Annotated in this window: 21 protein-coding genes; 11 read left to right on the top strand and 10 right to left on the bottom strand. The window is 63.4% G+C overall.

Annotation, left to right across the window (positions count from 1 at the left end; all coding sequences use genetic code 11):
* The first annotated feature begins 21 nt into the window (after positions 1 to 21).
* From FJ978_RS20070 to FJ978_RS20060, 3 genes are read left to right on the top strand one after another with little or no spacing between them, the layout of a single operon-like run.
* Entirely contained in the window at positions 22 to 687 is a 666-nt protein-coding gene (locus tag FJ978_RS20070) for a glutathione S-transferase family protein (protein WP_140573430.1), read from the top strand.
* Positions 684 to 1091 (top strand): hypothetical protein, encoded by a 408-nt coding sequence (locus tag FJ978_RS20065; protein ID WP_140573429.1) that lies wholly within the window; start codon positions 684 to 686, stop codon positions 1089 to 1091. Before FJ978_RS20070 ends, FJ978_RS20065 begins: the two co-directional genes overlap by 4 nt.
* 2 nt (positions 1092 to 1093) lie before the next feature.
* A complete protein-coding gene (locus FJ978_RS20060) occupies positions 1094 to 1735 on the top strand; it encodes a Pr6Pr family membrane protein (RefSeq protein WP_140573428.1) in 642 nt (213 codons plus the stop codon).
* Positions 1736 to 1740: 5 nt separating this feature from the next.
* Here the strand turns inward: FJ978_RS20060 and FJ978_RS20055 are convergent, their stop codons facing one another.
* Positions 1741 to 1986, bottom strand: coding sequence for a DUF1127 domain-containing protein (locus tag FJ978_RS20055; RefSeq protein WP_140573427.1), 246 nt, complete (start codon positions 1984 to 1986; stop codon positions 1741 to 1743).
* Positions 1987 to 2078: 92 nt separating this feature from the next.
* Here FJ978_RS20055 and FJ978_RS20050 point away from each other — a divergent pair, with 92 nt between their 5' ends.
* On the top strand, positions 2079 to 3497 hold the full coding sequence (locus tag FJ978_RS20050; protein ID WP_140573426.1) for a PLP-dependent aminotransferase family protein: 1419 nt from the start codon (positions 2079 to 2081) through the stop codon (positions 3495 to 3497).
* Positions 3498 to 3554: 57 nt separating this feature from the next.
* Here FJ978_RS20050 and FJ978_RS32845 read toward each other — a convergent pair whose 3' ends face one another.
* Positions 3555 to 3719 (bottom strand): hypothetical protein, encoded by a 165-nt coding sequence (locus tag FJ978_RS32845; protein WP_013895873.1) that lies wholly within the window; start codon positions 3717 to 3719, stop codon positions 3555 to 3557.
* Positions 3720 to 3881: 162 nt separating this feature from the next.
* Here FJ978_RS32845 and purL point away from each other — a divergent pair, with 162 nt between their 5' ends.
* The 5 genes from purL (at position 3882) to FJ978_RS20025 (ending at position 8938) form a co-directional block, all read left to right on the top strand.
* A complete protein-coding gene (gene purL / locus FJ978_RS20045; protein ID WP_140573425.1) occupies positions 3882 to 6113 on the top strand; it encodes a phosphoribosylformylglycinamidine synthase subunit PurL in 2232 nt (743 codons plus the stop codon).
* A complete protein-coding gene (locus FJ978_RS20040) occupies positions 6110 to 6634 on the top strand; it encodes a hypothetical protein (RefSeq protein ID WP_140573424.1) in 525 nt (174 codons plus the stop codon). The genes purL and FJ978_RS20040 overlap by 4 nt, the downstream gene beginning before the upstream one ends.
* 124 nt (positions 6635 to 6758) lie before the next feature.
* Positions 6759 to 6992: a BolA family transcriptional regulator gene (locus FJ978_RS20035; protein WP_010909092.1), complete on the top strand. Its 234-nt coding sequence runs from the start codon at positions 6759 to 6761 to the stop codon at positions 6990 to 6992.
* Between the two features lie 152 nt (positions 6993 to 7144).
* The gene (gene grxD, locus FJ978_RS20030) at positions 7145 to 7480 is read left to right on the top strand and encodes a Grx4 family monothiol glutaredoxin (RefSeq protein ID WP_013895877.1); all 336 of its coding nucleotides are present in this window, start codon (positions 7145 to 7147) and stop codon (positions 7478 to 7480) included.
* Between the two features lie 234 nt (positions 7481 to 7714).
* Entirely contained in the window at positions 7715 to 8938 is a 1224-nt protein-coding gene (locus FJ978_RS20025; protein ID WP_181176797.1) for a multidrug effflux MFS transporter, read from the top strand.
* A gap of 64 nt (positions 8939 to 9002) precedes the next feature.
* Here the strand turns inward: FJ978_RS20025 and FJ978_RS20020 are convergent, their stop codons facing one another.
* From FJ978_RS20020 to rpsD, 5 genes are all read right to left on the bottom strand, one after another.
* Positions 9003 to 9440 carry a VOC family protein gene (locus FJ978_RS20020; protein WP_140573423.1) on the bottom strand — a complete coding sequence of 146 codons (438 nt, stop codon included), beginning with the start codon at positions 9438 to 9440 and terminating at the stop codon, positions 9003 to 9005.
* Between the two features lie 66 nt (positions 9441 to 9506).
* Complete coding sequence (locus FJ978_RS20015; protein WP_140573422.1) at positions 9507 to 9935, bottom strand: hypothetical protein; 429 nt, start codon at positions 9933 to 9935, stop codon at positions 9507 to 9509.
* A 55-nt stretch (positions 9936 to 9990) separates the two neighbouring features.
* Positions 9991 to 10818, bottom strand: a complete 828-nt coding sequence (locus tag FJ978_RS20010; protein WP_140573421.1) for an inositol monophosphatase family protein — start codon at positions 10816 to 10818, stop codon at positions 9991 to 9993.
* Positions 10808 to 11683, bottom strand: a complete 876-nt coding sequence (gene ttcA / locus FJ978_RS20005) for a tRNA 2-thiocytidine(32) synthetase TtcA (RefSeq protein ID WP_140573420.1) — start codon at positions 11681 to 11683, stop codon at positions 10808 to 10810. Before ttcA ends, FJ978_RS20010 begins: the two co-directional genes overlap by 11 nt.
* A 133-nt stretch (positions 11684 to 11816) precedes the next feature.
* The gene (gene rpsD / locus FJ978_RS20000; RefSeq protein WP_013895883.1) at positions 11817 to 12434 is read right to left on the bottom strand and encodes a 30S ribosomal protein S4; all 618 of its coding nucleotides are present in this window, start codon (positions 12432 to 12434) and stop codon (positions 11817 to 11819) included.
* Between the two features lie 376 nt (positions 12435 to 12810).
* On the opposite strand from rpsD, the gene FJ978_RS19995 reads away from it, so the two are divergent.
* Positions 12811 to 13008: a hypothetical protein gene (locus FJ978_RS19995; RefSeq protein ID WP_013895884.1), complete on the top strand. Its 198-nt coding sequence runs from the start codon at positions 12811 to 12813 to the stop codon at positions 13006 to 13008.
* 77 nt (positions 13009 to 13085) lie between these two features.
* Here FJ978_RS19995 and FJ978_RS19990 read toward each other — a convergent pair whose 3' ends face one another.
* Complete coding sequence (locus FJ978_RS19990; protein WP_013895885.1) at positions 13086 to 13274, bottom strand: DUF3008 family protein; 189 nt, start codon at positions 13272 to 13274, stop codon at positions 13086 to 13088.
* 114 nt (positions 13275 to 13388) lie between these two features.
* On the opposite strand from FJ978_RS19990, the gene FJ978_RS19985 reads away from it, so the two are divergent.
* The gene (locus FJ978_RS19985) at positions 13389 to 14768 is read left to right on the top strand and encodes an RNB domain-containing ribonuclease (RefSeq protein WP_140573419.1); all 1380 of its coding nucleotides are present in this window, start codon (positions 13389 to 13391) and stop codon (positions 14766 to 14768) included.
* Here FJ978_RS19985 and murI read toward each other — a convergent pair.
* Together murI and FJ978_RS19975 are read right to left on the bottom strand one after the other, a co-directional pair.
* Positions 14738 to 15565 carry a glutamate racemase gene (gene murI, locus FJ978_RS19980; RefSeq protein ID WP_140573418.1) on the bottom strand — a complete coding sequence of 276 codons (828 nt, stop codon included), beginning with the start codon at positions 15563 to 15565 and terminating at the stop codon, positions 14738 to 14740. The genes FJ978_RS19985 and murI overlap by 31 nt on opposite strands.
* A complete protein-coding gene (locus FJ978_RS19975; protein WP_140573417.1) occupies positions 15558 to 16478 on the bottom strand; it encodes an RNA methyltransferase in 921 nt (306 codons plus the stop codon). The genes murI and FJ978_RS19975 overlap by 8 nt, the downstream gene beginning before the upstream one ends.
* Positions 16479 to 16586: the final 108 nt, after the last annotated feature.

Below are 16586 nucleotides of genomic sequence, written 5' to 3'. Positions count from 1 at the left end.
GCTCTGGGGAGAGAGACGGTCATGAAACTCTATTCGCGGCCGTTGTCGCCCTACTCGTCGATCGTGCGGGCGCTCGCCTACGTCAAGGACGTGCCGATCAAGATCATCGCGCCGCCGCCGGGTTTTCCCATCCCTGAAGGATTTCGCGCCATTTCGCCGATGAACCGGATACCGGTGCTGATCACCGGCTCGGGTGAAACGATCGTCGAATCGGTGGTCATCGCCGAATATCTCGAGGAGCGCTTTCCGGAGCCGGCGCTGCTGCCACCCGATTCCAAGGACCGCGCGTTGGTGCGCATGTTCGCGCGCATCACCGATCTCGACGTGCTGACGCCGATGATGAAGCTCTTCAAACTGCATTCTGTGCCGAAGCGCAACAGCGCGGAGATCGACGCCCAATTCGCCCGCCTGCACCATGGGCTGGCGGCGATCGAGGCGCGCATGGCGCAAGGCCCCTTCGCGCTCGGCAACGACATCAGCTTCGCCGATGCTTGGCTGACCCCAACGCGGTTCATCTTCAACAATTTCCGCGCCATGACAGGCCGTAACGACCTGCTCGACGCCTATCCCAAATTCGATGCCTATGAGCAGATCGCCCTGCAGCATCCGGCGTTGTCGCGGGTATGGGGCGAAATGACCGATGGCCTGGAGACCTTTCTGTCCGAACTCGAGATGGGTGCCGCTTGATCAAGACCAGGACGATCGCATTGGTTGCCGCGGCAGGCTTCGCCCTTGCTTCCTGCCAATCCACCCCCAAGAACGTGCCGGTGCCGTCGGGCAAGAGCGCGGCGCTGCTGGCCATGGAGCAAGTGGCGATAGCAGCTCACAAATGCTGGATCGCCAGCAAGGATCCGGCCTTCAAGCAATATCAGATGGCCAACGAACTGAATTCGTTCAGCGGCACGCCGCGTTTCCTTTTGGTGCCGGCCAAGCATTATGGCGGCAAGCCCCTGCTGGTCGTGCAGGCGCAAGGCAATTCGAGCCGCGTCGACGTCTTCGGACCACTGATGAACGATCCGCTCGGCGCGCGCATCGGTTCGGACATTGCCCGCTGGCAAGCCGGCAACCCGGCTTGCGCCGCGACCGCCTGACCATGGGTCGTTTTCTGCAGGTCGCGGGTCTGATCATCGGCCTGGCCGGACTTGTCCTGCAGTTCTGCATCACCGTTCCGGCATCGATGGAAGCCGGCCGCGGTCTGCTCGGCTCGATCGTCTTCTATTTCAGCTTCTTCACCATCCTGACCAACATCGGCGCGGTGCTGGTGCACGCCTCGCTGCTGTCGCCCACCGGCTACGCATGGCTGCCTGCCTTCGCCGGGCCACGGATGCGTGCGGGTGTCGCGGTTTCGATCGCCATGGTCATGATCGTCTATGCCACGGTGCTGGCACGCCTCTGGCAGCCGCAGGGCCTGTTCCTGCTCTGCGATGTCCTGCTGCACTATGTGACGCCGGTGCTGTTCGTGCTGTGGTGGCTGATGTCGGGCGCCGACGGCAGGACGCGTTGGAGCGACATCTCCTGGTGGGTGCTCTACCCCATCGCCTATCTGATTTATGCACTGGCGCGGGCGCCGCTCGCCGGCGAGGTGCCCTACCCGTTCCTCGATGTCGCCAAGAACGGCTGGGGCAGCGTCGCCATGGCGTCTTTGGCCATCACCGGGCTGTTCCTGGTGATATGCGTCGTCGCCGTTCTCGCAGACCAGGGAGTTGCCCGCCTGCGGACCAAAACCGCCCGCTAGGGCGTCTATTCCCAGATCGGCCTGATGCCCTCGCGATGGGCGTCGCAGCGGGAGATGCCGATATCCTTGAGTTGATCGTCTGTCATTTCCAGCAATGCCAGTCGGCTGCGCCGGCGATCCAGCAGATAGTCGATCCACCTCGCCAGCGACCTGGCCAGCCGCGCCAGACGGCTGACGAAGCCGCGCTGGCCGGTCGGGCGCATAATCTGGCCCTCGGTTCTCGAATGACGTATTGTCGCGATTGTATCCATTTCTCTCTGCCAATGGTCTAAATTGCACCTTTTTTAGCGCATGGCTGATATGTATTGACTCATAATTCGGTGCAATATAGAAAATTGTCACCATGACAAGTTGGCTTCCAGACCTGACCGCCGGCTCGGGCCCGCTATACCAAAGGCTTGCGGATTCCATCGAAACGGACATCGACCGTGGCGTGATCGATGCTGGCGCAAAACTGCCGCCACAGCGCGACCTCGCCTATGACATCGGCACAACGGTTGGCACGGTCGGCCGGGCGTATCAATTGTTGCGCGAACGGGGGCTGGTGAGCGGCGAAGTCGGGCGCGGAACCTATGTGGTCGGCCAGCGCGCCGATGGCGCAAAACCGGACTTCCTGGCTCCGGACGTCGGTGGTGAAGGCACACGCACTATCGACGCGCCGCGCGGCGAACTGCGTTTCGACAGCATGGCGGCGCCCGACATCGGCCAGGGCGCTGATGTCGCCGATGTCCTGTCGCGCGTGGCGCAGGACCATCCCCATGAGATATCAAGCTACACGCGCGATTTTCCCGACCGCTGGTACGAGGCCGGTGCCCGCTGGCTGTCACGCAATTCTTTCCACCCAAATGCCGACGCCGTTGTCCCGACGCTCGGCACGCTTGCCGCGGTGATGTCAGCGATCGCCGCGCTGACCACCCCTGGCGATTATGTCGCCTTCGAGCACCTCACCTATTCACAGATTTCCCGCAGCGCCAGCCTGATCGGCCGACGGACGGCGTTGGTGGCATCGGACGATGAAGGCCTCGACCCCGATGATTTCGAGCGTGTCTGCGCGCAAAAACATCCCAAGATGATCTTCCTGATGCCGACGGTGCAGAACCCGACGCTGGCGACCTTGTCGGCGGCGCGTCGCGAGGCGATCGCGCGGGTTGCGCGCGAATACAATGTCATCCTGATCGAGGACGATCTTTATGGTCATCTGACCGACGATCCGACACCGTTGCTCGCTGAATATGCCCCTGAACGCACCATTGTCGCTGGCGGCCTGTCGAAGTCGGTCGCGGCCGGCGTTCGCGGCGGCTGGCTCTCCTGTCCGCCTGCCTATCGCCACCGCATCCGTGTCGCCCACAAGATGATGACCGGCGGCATGCCCTTCCTTCTGGCGGAGGTGAATGCGCGGCTGGTGCTTTCCGGTCAGGCCAGCGATATCCGCAAGCGCAGCATCGCTGAAATTAGCGCCCGCATCGCCATCGTGCGCGAGACTTTGGCCGGCTTCGCGTTCAAGTCGCACGAGAAGGTGCCCTTTGTCTGGCTTACACTGCCAGACCCGTGGCTTTCCGGCACCTTCAAGAATGCCTGCCTTGAGCACGGCGTGCTGATCAATGATGAGGACCAGTTCAAGGCCGGGCGCTCCGAGCAGGTTTTCCACGGCATCCGCTTCGGCGTTTCACAGCCGAGACAGCGCGGGGACGTCGCCGACGGCGTTGCGGTTATCCGGCGTCTCCTCGACGAGGGCCGCGCCGGCTACGACAGTTTCTCCTGAGCCGTTGCACCACGCAGGCCGGCTTGCGAAACTGCCGCTCGGAAGCCTGATCTCGGATCAGCCCTCCGCCTTGAAGTTCTTGGCTTCCTTCTTGGCCTTCTCCTTGCCGTGCTTCTCAGCCAGTTCCTTGGCTTGCCGGGGCGAAACGTCGGTGGTCTCCGCGATATGGATGGCCTCCTTGTCCGAGAGGCGATTGTCGTTCTTGCCTTGCTTGTCAGCCATGGTGCGGGTCTCCTCAGTGGTTGAGACCCTAACGGCGGGACACCCTTAGCGTTCCCAAGGTTGCTTTCTGTCTTTTTCCTCGATCGACGGGTGTATCGGCCGCAAAGCTTGCGATAAGAGGGGACTCAAAATCCCCGCTCCCATGGACATCAACCGCCGCCCATGACCATTTCCAATTCCGTGCCGATCACCCCAGAGCTCATTGCCGCGCATGGGCTGAAGCCCGACGAGTATCAGCGCATCCTCGATCTCGTCGGACGCGAGCCGAGCTTTACGGAGCTCGGCATCTTCTCGGCGATGTGGAACGAGCATTGTTCGTACAAATCCTCGAAGAAATGGCTGCGCACGCTGCCGACCACCGGGCCGCAGGTCATCCAGGGCCCAGGCGAAAACGCCGGCGTGGTCGACATTGGTGACGGCGACTGCGTCGTCTTCAAGATGGAGAGTCACAATCACCCCTCCTACATCGAGCCCTACCAGGGTGCGGCGACCGGCGTCGGCGGCATCTTGCGCGACGTCTTCACCATGGGCGCGCGTCCGATCGCGGCAATGAACGCGCTGCGCTTCGGCGCGCCCGACCATCCCAAGACCAGGCATCTCGTTTCAGGCGTGGTTTCCGGCGTCGGCGGCTACGGCAACGCCTTCGGCGTGCCGACGGTCGGCGGCGAGGTCAATTTCGACGCCCGCTATAACGGCAACATCCTGGTCAACGCCTTTGCCGCGGGCCTGGCCAAGACCGATGCGATCTTCCTGTCGGAGGCCAAGGGCGTCGGCCTGCCGGTCGTCTATCTCGGCGCCAAGACCGGCCGCGACGGCGTCGGCGGCGCCACCATGGCCTCGGCCGAATTCGACGACAAGATCGACGAGAAGCGCCCGACCGTGCAGGTCGGCGATCCCTTCACCGAGAAATGCCTGCTGGAGGCTAGTCTTGAACTGATGGCCTCGGGCGCGGTCATCGCCATCCAGGACATGGGCGCGGCCGGCCTCACCTGCTCGGCGGTCGAGATGGGCGCCAAGGGCGACCTCGGCATCGAGCTCGATCTCGACAAGGTGCCGGTGCGCGAGGAGCGCATGAGCGCCTACGAGATGATGCTGTCGGAAAGCCAGGAGCGCATGCTGATGGTGCTGCGCCCCGAGAAGGAAAAGGAAGCCGAGGCGATCTTCCACAAATGGGGGCTCGACTTCGCCATCGTCGGCAAGACCACCGACGACCTGCGCTTCCGTGTGCTGCACCAGGGCGACCAGGTCGCCGACCTGCCGATCAAGGATCTCGGCGACAAGGCACCGGAGTACGACCGGCCGTGGGTCGAGCCGAACAAGCCGGCGCCGCTTGCCGCCAACGACGTTCCGCAGGCCGATGTTGCCGATGCGCTGCTGAAGCTGCTCGGCGGACCGGATCTCTCCTCGCGCCGCTGGGTGTGGGAGCAATACGACACGCTGATCCAGGGCAACTCGCTGCAGCTGCCCGGCGGCGATGCCGGCGTGGTGCGCGTCGAGGGCCATCCGACCAAGGCACTCGCCTTCTCCTCCGACGTCACGCCGCGCTATTGCGAGGCCGACCCTTATGAAGGCGGCAAGCAGGCAGTGGCCGAATGCTGGCGCAACCTGACCGCCACAGGCGCCTTGCCGCTCGCTGCCACCGACAATCTCAATTTCGGCAATCCGGAACGGCCCGAAATCATGGGCCAACTGGTCGGCGCGGTGAAAGGCATCGGCGATGCCTGCCGCGCGCTCGGCTTCCCGATCGTGTCGGGCAATGTCTCGCTCTACAACGAGACCAACGGCCGGGGCATCCTGCCGACACCGACCATTGGCGGCGTCGGCCTGATCGCCGACTGGTCGAAAATGGTGCGAACCGGCTTTGCCGCCGAATCTCAGATGATCCTTCTGGTCGGCGCACCCGCCTCCTGGGGAACGCATCTTGGCCAATCGGTCTATCTCAGGGACATCCACGGCCGTTCCGACGGTCCGCCGCCGCCGGTCGATCTCGAGCACGAGAAGCGCGTCGGCGACCATGTGCGCTCGCTGATCGCGTCCGGCATCGTCACCGCGGCGCATGACGTTTCCGATGGCGGCATCGCGGTCGCCTTGGCCGAGATGGCGATGGCGTCGGGCATAGGCGCAACCGTTCCCGGCCTCGTCGGCACCGATCCCATTCCGGTCTGGTTCGGCGAGGACCAGGGGCGCTACCTCCTGACGCTGTCGATCGATCCACATGGCGATGAATGGGATGCCATCCGCAAGCAACAGGGCGAACTCGGCATCTTCGCGCCGTGGATCGGCTCGACCGGCGGCAAGACGCTGAAGCTCGGCGAAGCCAGGGCGATCCCGGTCAGCGATTTGACCGCCACTCACGAAGGCTGGTTCCCGCGCTTCATGGATCAGGCCAGTTGAGCAGACTGGCTGCCCGGGCGCTGCTCGCAGTCGTTTTCTGGCCGTCGCTGTTCTTCTTCTGGTGCCTCGGGCCGTTCGTCTTCTTCCTGCTGTCGACGACCTCCAGCGAGGTTTGCCCCAGGCTGGAAACCCGCGCCGAGTTCCTCGCGGCGGCCAATGGCACGCTTCCGATGCTGGTGCTGCAGAACCTCATCTATGCGGTTCCGCTCATCTGCCTGGTGCTGTGGAGCCGGCTCTTGCCGGACCAGGCGCGGACCAGGCACGCCGTCACCTGCCTCAAGCTTTTCGCCGTGGCGGCCATCCTGGGGGCGCTGTGGGAGTACGGCTCTTCGCTTGTCTGCGATGGCTACGGCCAGCCGTTCTTCTCGCCCGCCTGGCGGATGACCAGCTATCTGCCGATTGCCGACATGGCGGTCAACATCCCGCTCTATGTGCTGGTCTTCAGCCTCGGTCGCACCTTCTCGATGCGCGAAGACGATCCTCCAGCCGATGCAGCCCATCCGGATGAGAATGCGCCATAGACCACAATCGCGACGGTGCTGGACGGAACGGCTTCAATCCCGGCCGGAAAGGCTCTAGGTTTATCCCGACTCTCATCGCACGGGCAGCCACGCCGCAGCCCGCCCGAAAACAGGAATTTCTTTCATGGCAATGGACGCCCACGACATCGAAAAACTGATCAAGGACGGCATTCCGGACGCAAAGGTGACGATCCGCGACCTCGCCGGTGACGGCGACCACTACGCGGCCGAGGTCGTGGCCGAAAGCTTTCGGGGAAAGAGCCGCGTCCAGCAGCATCAGATGGTCTATGACGCGCTGAAGGGCAATATGGGCGGGGTGCTGCACGCACTTGCGCTGCAGACCAGCGTTCCCGACTGAGGCATACAGCCTCAGACCCGCTTGGCCCAAAACGCCCCATCCTTTGCGCCATTTGGCCGATGGCTTGGCTAAACTCTTGTTTCGGGCAACCTATGGGTTTATTTGAAAGGCATGCTTCGAGCCTGACTCCCACAGGCGTGAAAGGATATTCCATGAGCGGTATCAACGACTACATCGACAACGAAGTGAAGGGCAACGACGTCGTCCTTTTCATGAAGGGCACGCCCGGTTTCCCGCAGTGCGGGTTTTCCGGCCAGGTCGTCCAGATCCTCGACTATATCGGCGCCGACTACAAAGGCGTGAATGTTCTGGACTCGGCCGAACTGCGCCAGGGCATCAAGGACTATTCCAACTGGCCGACCATCCCGCAGCTCTACGTCAAGGGCGAGTTCGTCGGCGGCTGCGACATCATCCGCGAGATGTTCCAGGCCGGCGAGTTGCAGACCTTCCTGGTCGAAAAAGGCGTGAGCGTCAAAGGCGCCGCCTGATTCCAGTTCTTGGGCATGTCGCTGTCGACATGCCTGACTTCTGTTTGTGGGCACCGGGGCGGCCCCACCTCGGCAATTTTTACGTCCCTGATGTCGGGCCCCTGATATCGGGACCCCCTGATATCAGACCAGGACGAGCCAATGCGCCGGCCCGCCGGCGCGTTTTCGTTTTTAGAGATCGGACTTGCCGTGGACCAGCAATCGATAGCGCCGCAATCGGCAAGCAAACTGTCTATTCCGCGCTGGGAATTCATCGCGCTGTGCGCGGCGCTGATGGCGCTGAATTCGCTGGCCATCGACATCATGCTGCCGGCGCTGCAGCAGATCGGCGCCTCGCTCGGCGTCGAGAACGAAAACCACCGGCAATATGTCGTGGTCGCCTATATGCTCGGCTTCGGCGGCGGCCAACTTTTCTTCGGGCCGATCTCGGACCGGTTCGGGCGTCGCGCGCCATTGGTCGCCGGCTTGATCATCTACGTGGCGGCGGCGGGCGCGGCAGCCATCGCACCCAGCTTTGAAACACTTTTGCTATGCCGCGTCGTGCAAGGCGTCGGGGCCGCGGCTACCCGCGTTATCGCCGTCTCGATCGTGCGCGATACATTCGAAGGCCGACGCATGGCCGAGGTGATGTCGCTGATCTTCATGGTGTTCATGGCGATACCGGTCATTGCGCCGGGGATCGGCCAGTTCATCATGCTGTTTGCCACCTGGCATTGGATCTTCATCACCATGGCCGTCGGGGCGCTGCTGGTGTCGGCGTGGTCACTGCTGCGCCTGCCTGAAACGCTGCGTCCCGAACATCGCCGGCCGCTGACGGCATCTTCCATCCTTGGCGGTTTCCGCATCGTGCTCACCAACCGCGTCGCGCTCTGCTACGCCTTCGCCAGCACCTTCATCTTCGCAGCCATGTTCGGCTTCATCGCCTCGGCGCAGCAGATCTATGTCGACATATTCAACGTCGGCGAGATGTTCCCGCTCATCTTCGCCGGGGTTGCGGGCGTGCTCGCCTTCTCGAACTTCCTGAACTCGCGCCTGGTCGGCCGCATCGGCATGCGCCGCCTGTCGCAAAGCGCGCTGCTGCTATTCTTGACCATCAGTCTCGCATGGCTGGTCGTGTCGCTGGAATTGAAGATGCCGCTGTGGCTGTTCGTCACCTTCTTTGCCGCCGCCATGCTGCCGTTCGGTGCGCTCGGCGCCAATTTCAATGCGTTGGCCATGGAGCCGCTCGGGCAACTGGCCGGCACGGCGTCATCGATCCTGGGTTTCATGCAGACTTTTCTCGGCGGCATTCTCGGCACGTTGATCGGCCAGGCGTTCAACGGCACGGTAACGCCGCTTGCCGCCGGCTTCTGCAGCGTTTCGGTCGCAGCGCTGCTGATGATCCTCATCGCCGAGCGCGGCAAGATGTTCCAGCCGCACAACCCGCCGGTTTCAGGGCACATTACCGACCTGCATTAGCCTGGTCCAACCCTTGGTGGGACGCTGACATTGGTCGGCCTTCGCTATCGTCGTCGTATTGCGCTCAGCCGAGTTCCTGGGCGAGTCCGATGAGAAGCCCTCCAGGCCCGCGGATGTAGCAGAGCCGATACACGTCCTTATACTGGACGACTTCGCCTACGAGCCGCGCGCCGTGCTTGCGGAGCCTTTCAAGCGTCTCGTCGAGGTCGTCCACGGCGAACATGGCGCGGAGGTAGCCCAGGGCGTTGACCGGGGCGTTGCGGTGATCCGCGACGACAGGCGGCGCGAGGAAGCGGGAAAATTCGAGCCGGCTATGGCCGTCCGGCGTGCGCATCATGGCGATTTCGACATGCTGATCGCCCAGTCCAGTGACACGCCCGGCCCACTCTCCTTCGATCGCGGCCCGCCCTTCGAGCTCAAGGCCGAGCTCGCGAAAGAAATCGATCGTCTCTTCGAGGTCATCGATGACGATTCCTATGTTGTCCATCCGCTTGAGCGCCATGCGTCCAATCTACAAGGTACCGTCGAGGCCGCAACTCATAAAACTGCCCCAAAACCGCCGCGCACCCTAGGATGCACCTTCAAGAGTTGCCGTGAAGCGAGGGGTCAGCATACGCCCGGCGATTGCCCCGCCCATGCTGTCCGAAAAGGGCAGTGGCAAGGCATCATCGAGAGCCTTGAGGATGGAAGCCACGAAGGCCCGGCTAAGCTGGGCGTCAGCCCCGAGATCGGAATAGGTGGCGCGAGGCTTGCCGATCAGCGTGCCGTTTCGGCGAAGCGAGAACTGCAATGTCAGGGACATGCCGGCGGTTCCAGATGGCGGCTTCCAACACGCGAAGATAGCCTTGGACATTTCCTCGATGGTGTCGATGGGATCAGGGCTGCGGCAGCCGCGTTGCCGTGCCCCGGCCTCATTGGAGCCCGCAAACAAGGCGATGGCCGCCGCGACCACCGCGCACCATAGTCGCCGGGTCTTTGGGTTCGCGAGTGGTCGCATCACTTCTTTGCCGGGATAAGCCGGCGGCCGAACGCCGCCCGCGGAAAATTTGATCCTATTGCGACCACAGTTCGCGGCGCAATTCCTGCCAGCTTTCCCGGTCCGGCGCGACCAGCAGACCGCCGCCGACATGCGACGGCAGATAGGGTGTGCCGTCAAACCGCGCGGCATGGCCGCCGGCCTCGGCATGGATCAGCACGCCGGCCAGATGATCCCAGGGCATCAGCTTGTTGTAGACGACGAAATGGCCGTGGCCGCTGGCCAGCAAGCGATATTCGTGGGCGGCACAGTGGTAATTGAACTGCGACAGCGTTTTGGTCTGGTTGCAGGCCAGCCGCGTGCGGTCGGGCTCGGCCATGTATTGCCAGGAGACCGCGCCGGTCATCTCAGAGATCGGTACGCTCGCGGCAACCCGCACTGTCTCCAGCGTGCCATGCGCATGACGGATATGGCTGCCGGCCCCCCTGGCGCCGATCAGCCAGTCCTTGCCGACCGGATCGTGGATGATGCCGGCGACCGTCTCGCCCTTGACCACCACGCCAAGCATGACGCCGAACAGCGGCACGCCGGAAGCGAAGTTGAAGGTGCCGTCGACCGGGTCGATGACGAAAGCAAGATCGGCATCGCCCAGACCGTCGAGCAGCGCCGGATTGTCGGAACAGGCCTCCTCGCCGACGACCATGGCGCCGGGATAGCGTTGGCGAAGCCTGGCGGTGATCAGCCGTTCGGCATTGACGTCCGCTTCCGTCACCAGGTCGGCGGCGGAAGTCTTCTGCCTGACGTCGCCATCGCCCAGCCGGCGAAACCGGGGCATGATTTCGGTGTCGGCGGCTTCAGCCAGCAGGCCGGCCAGCCAGTCGATCGCGGTATCGTCAAATGTCATCGGCTTGCCTGTGGGTTTCGTTGAGGGCAGCAAAATCGAACAGTTTCCGGTCCAGCAGATGCGACGGCCTGGTGTTGGACAGCGCACGCAGCATGGTGTCCTTGCGGCCAGGCATACGCTTTTCGATGTCGTCCAGCATCGCCTTCATGGCATTGCGCTGGAGGCCCTCCTGGCTGCCGCAGAGGTCGCAGGGAATGATCGGGAACCGCATGGCGGCAGCGAATTTTTCGAGGTCGATCTCGGCGCAGTAGCTCAACGGCCGCAAAACCATGACGTCGCCGTCGTCGTTGAGCAGCTTTGGCGGCATGGCGGCGAGCCTGCCGCCATGGAACAGATTCATGAAGAAGGTCTCGAGAATATCCTCGCGGTGGTGGCCAAGCACCAGGGCAGAACACCCCTCCTCGCGCGCGATCCGGTAGAGATGGCCGCGGCGCAGCCGCGAGCACAGCGAGCAATAGGTGCTGCCCTGCGGCAGCTTGTCGGTGACGACCGAATAGGTGTCCTGGTATTCGATCCGATGCGCGATGCCGTTGGCGTTGAGATAATCCGGCAGGATGTGCTTGGGAAAATTCGGCTGGCCCTGGTCGAGATTGCAAGCCAGCAAGTCGACCTGCAGCAGCCCGCGCCATTTGAGATCCAGCAGCACGGCAAGCAGGCCGTAGGAATCCTTGCCGCCCGACAGCGCGACCAGCCAGCGCTCGCCGGGCCTGACCATGGAGAAATCCTCGATCGCCTGGCGGGTCAGCCGCAGCAGCCGCTTGCGCAGCTTGTTGAACTCGACCGAGGACGGCACATCGGTAAACAGCGGGTGGAAACCGCCTTCGGCGATCGGTTCAAGCGTTTCGATGTCTGGCTGCATGTTCATGGCGCGACGGCCCCGTATGTGACTACCGACCGGATTAGCGCATCGGCCGGAAAACCGAAACGGCAAAGCGGATGCACGAAACAAAAAGGCCGCCTCGAGGGCGGCCTTTCCGATATCGCAAAAAAGCGTTCGCTTAGCGCGAATAGAATTCGACGACCAGGTTCGGCTCCATCTGCACGGCGAACGGAACGTCTGCCAAGCCGGGGATGCGCGAGAAGGTCGCGACCATCTTGTTGTGATCGGCTTCGATGTAGTCCGGAACGTCGCGCTCGGCGAGACCGACCGATTCCAGGACGATCACCAGCTGCTTCGACTTTTCACGCACTTCGACGACGTCGCCCGGCTTGCAGCGGTACGAACCGATGTTGACGCGCTTGCCGTTGACGTTGACGTGGCCGTGGTTGACGAACTGACGGGCGGCGAAAATGGTCGGCACGAACTTGGCACGGTAGACGACCGCGTCGAGACGCGACTCGAGCAGGCCGATCAGGTTCTCCGAGGTGTCGCCCTTGCGGCGGTCAGCCTCTTCATAGACCTTGCGGAACTGCTTTTCCGAAACGTCGCCATAGTGACCCTTCAGCTTCTGCTTGGCGCGCAGCTGCAGGCCGAAGTCGGAAAGCTTGCCCTTGCGGCGCTGGCCGTGCTGGCCGGGGCCGTATTCACGCTTGTTGACCGGGGACTTCGGGCGGCCCCAGATATTTTCGCCGAGACGGCGGTCGATCTTGTATTTCGCGGATTCGCGCTTGCTCATCGCATTCCCTTTTCAAAAACAACACACCCGGCACCTCATGGTCCGGGTGAAGGAAACGCGCCCTCCTCTGGCCTCCGTTTTCGAGGCCTGACAGGGTTTTCCCACGCAACGCGGCGGAAAGCCCACGGGACACGTCAGTTCAAACAAGACCAGAAACAACCAGGGTCGCCGACCTTGCGCATACAAAACAAACACCGGACATCGCTGCCCGGCGTTGGCGGCTGGTTAAACCGAGATTTAACCGATGTCAAGCTTGTGAGTGGCGCGGCGTAACACAACCTTATACCGTCCGGGACGTAGATGCGATGCCGGTTGTGGCGGGAGGTTTGCGCCAACGGCACCAGGAAGCGACTGGAGCTAGAGGAGTCCAATGAGCATGAAGAAGTTCTTCCTTACCTTGGCCGGTGCCGCGGTATTGGCCGGGTCGATGGCGGTTGCGCCGGAGCCGGCGATGGCCCGTCATTGGCACGGGCACAAGCAGGTCTGCCGCGTTATCGTCAAGAAAAGGGTGGTATGGCGGCACGGCCATCGCCGGGTGATCGTACAGAGGGTGAGGCGCTGCCACCGCTGGTAAGCTGCCCAATGCAACAATCCAAGGCCAGCGAACCGTCGCTGGCCTTTTCATTCAATAGTCAGGCTGGCTCGAAGCGCTCAATCCTTGGATTTTTTCTCCGGCAGTCCCTTGCGCTTCGTCTCGGCGAATTCCTCAAGCTGCTTTTCGCTCATCGATTTATACATGCCCTTGGAAGCGCCCTGGAGTTCGCTCTTTTTCGTCTCTCCGCGCTTGGCCGACAGGGCAGCGCCGGCGGCTTTCTGCTGGGCTTTCGAGGTGGCTGGCATGGCCGTTTCTCCTTTGCTGTCAGGAGAAACGCCCGCGCCTCGGCGGCGGTTCCGTCGCCAGCGGCGCCCAGTTCCCGCCTTCCCGTGTCCGGAGCGCCAGTGTAGGACTGCGGCATGAAATCACTGACCGATCCCTCACAAGCACTCTCCACGGGCTTGACGAAAATCCGCACCGAATTCCACGTGCCGAATGGATTTCCGGCAGTCGTAATGGCCGCCGCTGAGGTGGCGGCCAAACGCGTGCCCAGCCAGCACACCGATCGAACAGCGATGCCCTTCGTCACGCTCGATCCGGCAAGCTCCACCGATCTTGATCAGGCGTTTTCAATCGAGGCGAGCGGCGGCGATCTGCTGCTGCATTATGCCATTGCCGACGTAGCCTGGTTCGTCGAGGACGGCGACGCGATCGATCTCGAGGCCTGGACGCGGGGCGAGACGCTTTACCTCCCGGACGGCAAGGCCGGGCTCTACCCGCCGGCACTCGCCGAAGGTGCAGCGAGCCTGCTGCCGGATGGACCGCGCCCGGCGGTCGTCTTCACCGTCCGGGTCGCCGAGGACGGTCTGGTGAAATTGGACGGTGCCGAGCGGGCAATCATTCAAAGCCGCGCCAAGCTCGCCTATGACAGCGTGCAGGCCTCCGATCTTCCGGCCGGCTTCGCCGAAATGGCACGGCGCATGGCGATGAACGAGAAGCGGCGTGGCGCGTCCCGCGTCGACCCGCCCGAGCAGGAGGTCGAAAGGCTCGCCGACGGCACGTTCCGGCTTTCGTTCAGGCCGCTGCTGCAATCCGAGCAAGACAACGCCGCGCTTTCCCTGGCCGCCAACATGGCGATTGCCGACGCCATGCTTGCGCACCATACCGGGTTGTTCCGAGTGATGTCGGAGCCGGATGCTTCCAAGGTGCAAAGACTGCGCAACGCGGCACTGGCTCTGGGGCTGTCCTGGCCGGCCTCTACCAGCTTGCACGACTACCAGCGAACCCTTGACCCGGCCGATCCGCAACAGGCGGCGCTGATGCTGGAAATCCGCCATGCGAGCCCCGGCGCGTCTTACCAACCCTATCAGGAAGGTGTCGTCCCCTGGCATGAGGCGATGGCGGCGACCTATGCCCATGCAACCGCGCCGCTCAGGCGACTGGCCGATCGCTACGTCGTGCGCTGCGTGCTGGCAATCGCCAACGGCCAGCCCGCACCGCAGGCCGTCACCGATGCGTTCACCAGATTGCCGAAGGTGATGGGACGGGCGGGTGCCCGCGCTTCGCAGATCAACCATGCGGCCATCGACCTTGCCGAGGCGGTGATGCTCAGGGGACGCGAGGGGGAGACGTTCAAGGCCGTCGTGACCGACGTCAACCATGGGGTGCGCGTCCAGCTTGCCGACATGCCTATCGTTGCCAACCTGAACGCGGCCGGGGTCAGACAGGGTGACGGCCTAACGCTAAGGCTGGTCCTGGCCGATCCGGATCAACGCCGAATCGTGTTCGAACCTGCCTGAACGGCGGACGCTTCCGCCACCAGTCCAAAGCCCTGCATCAGCCGGCTGACGGCGAAATCCGCTTTGCCCGAGGTGAACACGGCGATATCAGGCTCGCCTTGCGGCAGCGCCCCATCGACGGGCGGCAGGAGGGAAAGCGCCCGTCGCGCGATCGCTTCGGCCGGATCGATCCAGTCGACCGGCCAGGGCGCCGTCTTGCGCATGCGGTTGACCAGAAATGGATAGTGGGTGCAGGCCAGCACGACGATGTCGGTCCTGCGCCCGTCATGTTCCATGAAACAGGGGGTGATCTCGGCGCGCACGGCCTCCTCGTCGACGAAGCCCTCGCGCATATAGGCTTCGGCAAGCCCCGCCAGTCTGTCGCTGCCGACCAGGCGGACATGGCATTTCTGCGCCCATTTGCTGATCAGGTCGCGCGTGTATTGCCGCTTGACCGTGCCCGGCGTCGCCAGCACCGAGACCAGCCCCGAGCGCGTGCGCTCCGCCGCCGGCTTGACCGCCGGAACCGTGCCGACAAAGGGATGGCCGGGAAACCTGTCGCGCAGCGCATCGATGACTAGCGTCGAGGCTGTGTTGCAGGCGATGACCGAAATGACCGGCGAAAACCGGTCGAGCAGCCTGGCAAACAGGTCCAGTATATGGGTGCGCAGCGCCGGTTCTTCCCAGGCGCCGAAAGGAAAGGCCGCATCGTCGGCGACATAGACGAAGCGGCGGTCCGGCATCAGCACGCGCGCCTCGCGCAACACGGTCAGGCCGCCAACGCCGGAATCGAACATCAGGATCGGCTGGTCAGTCATTGTCGGCTCCCTTGCCGCCGAGCGGCGGCGTGTCCGTGTCATCGCCGTCGGCGTCCGGTGCCTGGCCAGCCGTATCCGCCTTGCGGGCACGCGCGGCTGCCGCGGGCAACCGGCGTGGATCGTCGCCCGGCGAACCATCGCCGCGCGGCATTGCCGGTGAGAACCTGTCGAGCGACGAGATAATGCCGCGCAGCACTTTCAGCTCCGGCTCGGCAAAGCCGGCGCGCGTCAGCACGGCGCGCAGATTGTCGACCATCTTCGGCTTCTTCGGCGCCGGCCGGAAATAGCCGCGCGCCTCGAGCGCGCCTTCGAGATAGGCGAACAGGCCGTGCAGCTCTTCCTTGCTGGCCGGCTTCATGTCCGGACCGGAGAAATTCGTCCTGGTCTCGTCCTCGAGGCCCGACTTCATCCACTCATAGGACATCAGAAGTGCTGCCTGGGCGATGTTGAGCGAGGAGAAATCGGGGTCGACCGGGAAGGTGACGATCTCGTCGGCGAGGCCGACCTCGTCATTGTAGAGGCCGAAGCGCTCGCGGCCGAACAGGATGCCGGTGCGCTGGCCCATTCCGTGACGGGCCCGCAACACCCTGCCCGCTTCGACCGGGCCGCGCACGGTCTTGAAGCCATCGCGTTGCCTTGCAGTGGTGGCGAAAACGAAATTCAGGTCGGCAAGCGCCGAGGCGAGATCGTCGAACACCTTGACCGCATCGATGACGTGATCGGCACGGCTGGCGGCCGCGCGTGCCTTCTCGCTCGGCCAGCCGTCGCGCGGGTTGACCAGGCGCAACTCCGCCAGGCCGAAATTGGCCATGGCGCGCGCGACCATGCCGATGTTCTCGCCAAGCTGCGGCTCGACGAGGATGATGGCCGGACCGGCGGCTGAAGCGTTGTCGGGATCTTTGGTGATGGGCATGATTGTCAATGAACTGCTGTTTGCGGCATTTCAGCGTCCCCTGCCATATTCGGCGGCGAAAATGAAGCATTCGCAAATGATCGCGGCGGCAGCCTCACATTCGTGACC

Origin of the sequence: Mesorhizobium sp. B1-1-7, assembly GCF_006442705.1 — a bacterium.
In the GTDB taxonomy this organism is placed as follows: domain Bacteria; phylum Pseudomonadota; class Alphaproteobacteria; order Rhizobiales; family Rhizobiaceae; genus Mesorhizobium; species Mesorhizobium opportunistum.
Note: the sequence above shows the minus strand (reverse complement) of the source record. Positions and strands in the feature narration are given on the sequence as shown.

What these genes read in the sequence shown, in the direction of transcription:
- FJ978_RS20070 (WP_140573430.1), top strand. Translation starts at nt 22, where the DNA reads ATGAAACTCTATTCGCGGCCGTTGTCGCCCTACTCGTCGATCGTGCGG.
- FJ978_RS20060 (WP_140573428.1), top strand. Translation starts at nt 1,094, where the DNA reads ATGGGTCGTTTTCTGCAGGTCGCGGGTCTGATCATCGGCCTGGCCGGA.
- FJ978_RS20055 (WP_140573427.1), bottom strand. Translation starts at nt 1,986, where the DNA reads ATGGATACAATCGCGACAATACGTCATTCGAGAACCGAGGGCCAGATT.
- FJ978_RS20050 (WP_140573426.1), top strand. Translation starts at nt 2,079, where the DNA reads ATGACAAGTTGGCTTCCAGACCTGACCGCCGGCTCGGGCCCGCTATAC.
- FJ978_RS32845 (WP_013895873.1), bottom strand. Translation starts at nt 3,719, where the DNA reads ATGGCTGACAAGCAAGGCAAGAACGACAATCGCCTCTCGGACAAGGAG.
- purL (WP_140573425.1), top strand. Translation starts at nt 3,882, where the DNA reads ATGACCATTTCCAATTCCGTGCCGATCACCCCAGAGCTCATTGCCGCG.
- FJ978_RS20035 (WP_010909092.1), top strand. Translation starts at nt 6,759, where the DNA reads ATGGCAATGGACGCCCACGACATCGAAAAACTGATCAAGGACGGCATT.
- grxD (WP_013895877.1), top strand. Translation starts at nt 7,145, where the DNA reads ATGAGCGGTATCAACGACTACATCGACAACGAAGTGAAGGGCAACGAC.
- FJ978_RS20020 (WP_140573423.1), bottom strand. Translation starts at nt 9,440, where the DNA reads ATGGCGCTCAAGCGGATGGACAACATAGGAATCGTCATCGATGACCTC.
- FJ978_RS20015 (WP_140573422.1), bottom strand. Translation starts at nt 9,935, where the DNA reads ATGCGACCACTCGCGAACCCAAAGACCCGGCGACTATGGTGCGCGGTG.
- FJ978_RS20010 (WP_140573421.1), bottom strand. Translation starts at nt 10,818, where the DNA reads ATGACATTTGACGATACCGCGATCGACTGGCTGGCCGGCCTGCTGGCT.
- ttcA (WP_140573420.1), bottom strand. Translation starts at nt 11,683, where the DNA reads ATGAACATGCAGCCAGACATCGAAACGCTTGAACCGATCGCCGAAGGC.
- rpsD (WP_013895883.1), bottom strand. Translation starts at nt 12,434, where the DNA reads ATGAGCAAGCGCGAATCCGCGAAATACAAGATCGACCGCCGTCTCGGC.
- FJ978_RS19995 (WP_013895884.1), top strand. Translation starts at nt 12,811, where the DNA reads ATGAAGAAGTTCTTCCTTACCTTGGCCGGTGCCGCGGTATTGGCCGGG.
- FJ978_RS19990 (WP_013895885.1), bottom strand. Translation starts at nt 13,274, where the DNA reads ATGCCAGCCACCTCGAAAGCCCAGCAGAAAGCCGCCGGCGCTGCCCTG.
- FJ978_RS19985 (WP_140573419.1), top strand. Translation starts at nt 13,389, where the DNA reads ATGAAATCACTGACCGATCCCTCACAAGCACTCTCCACGGGCTTGACG.
- murI (WP_140573418.1), bottom strand. Translation starts at nt 15,565, where the DNA reads ATGACTGACCAGCCGATCCTGATGTTCGATTCCGGCGTTGGCGGCCTG.
- FJ978_RS19975 (WP_140573417.1), bottom strand. Translation starts at nt 16,478, where the DNA reads ATGCCCATCACCAAAGATCCCGACAACGCTTCAGCCGCCGGTCCGGCC.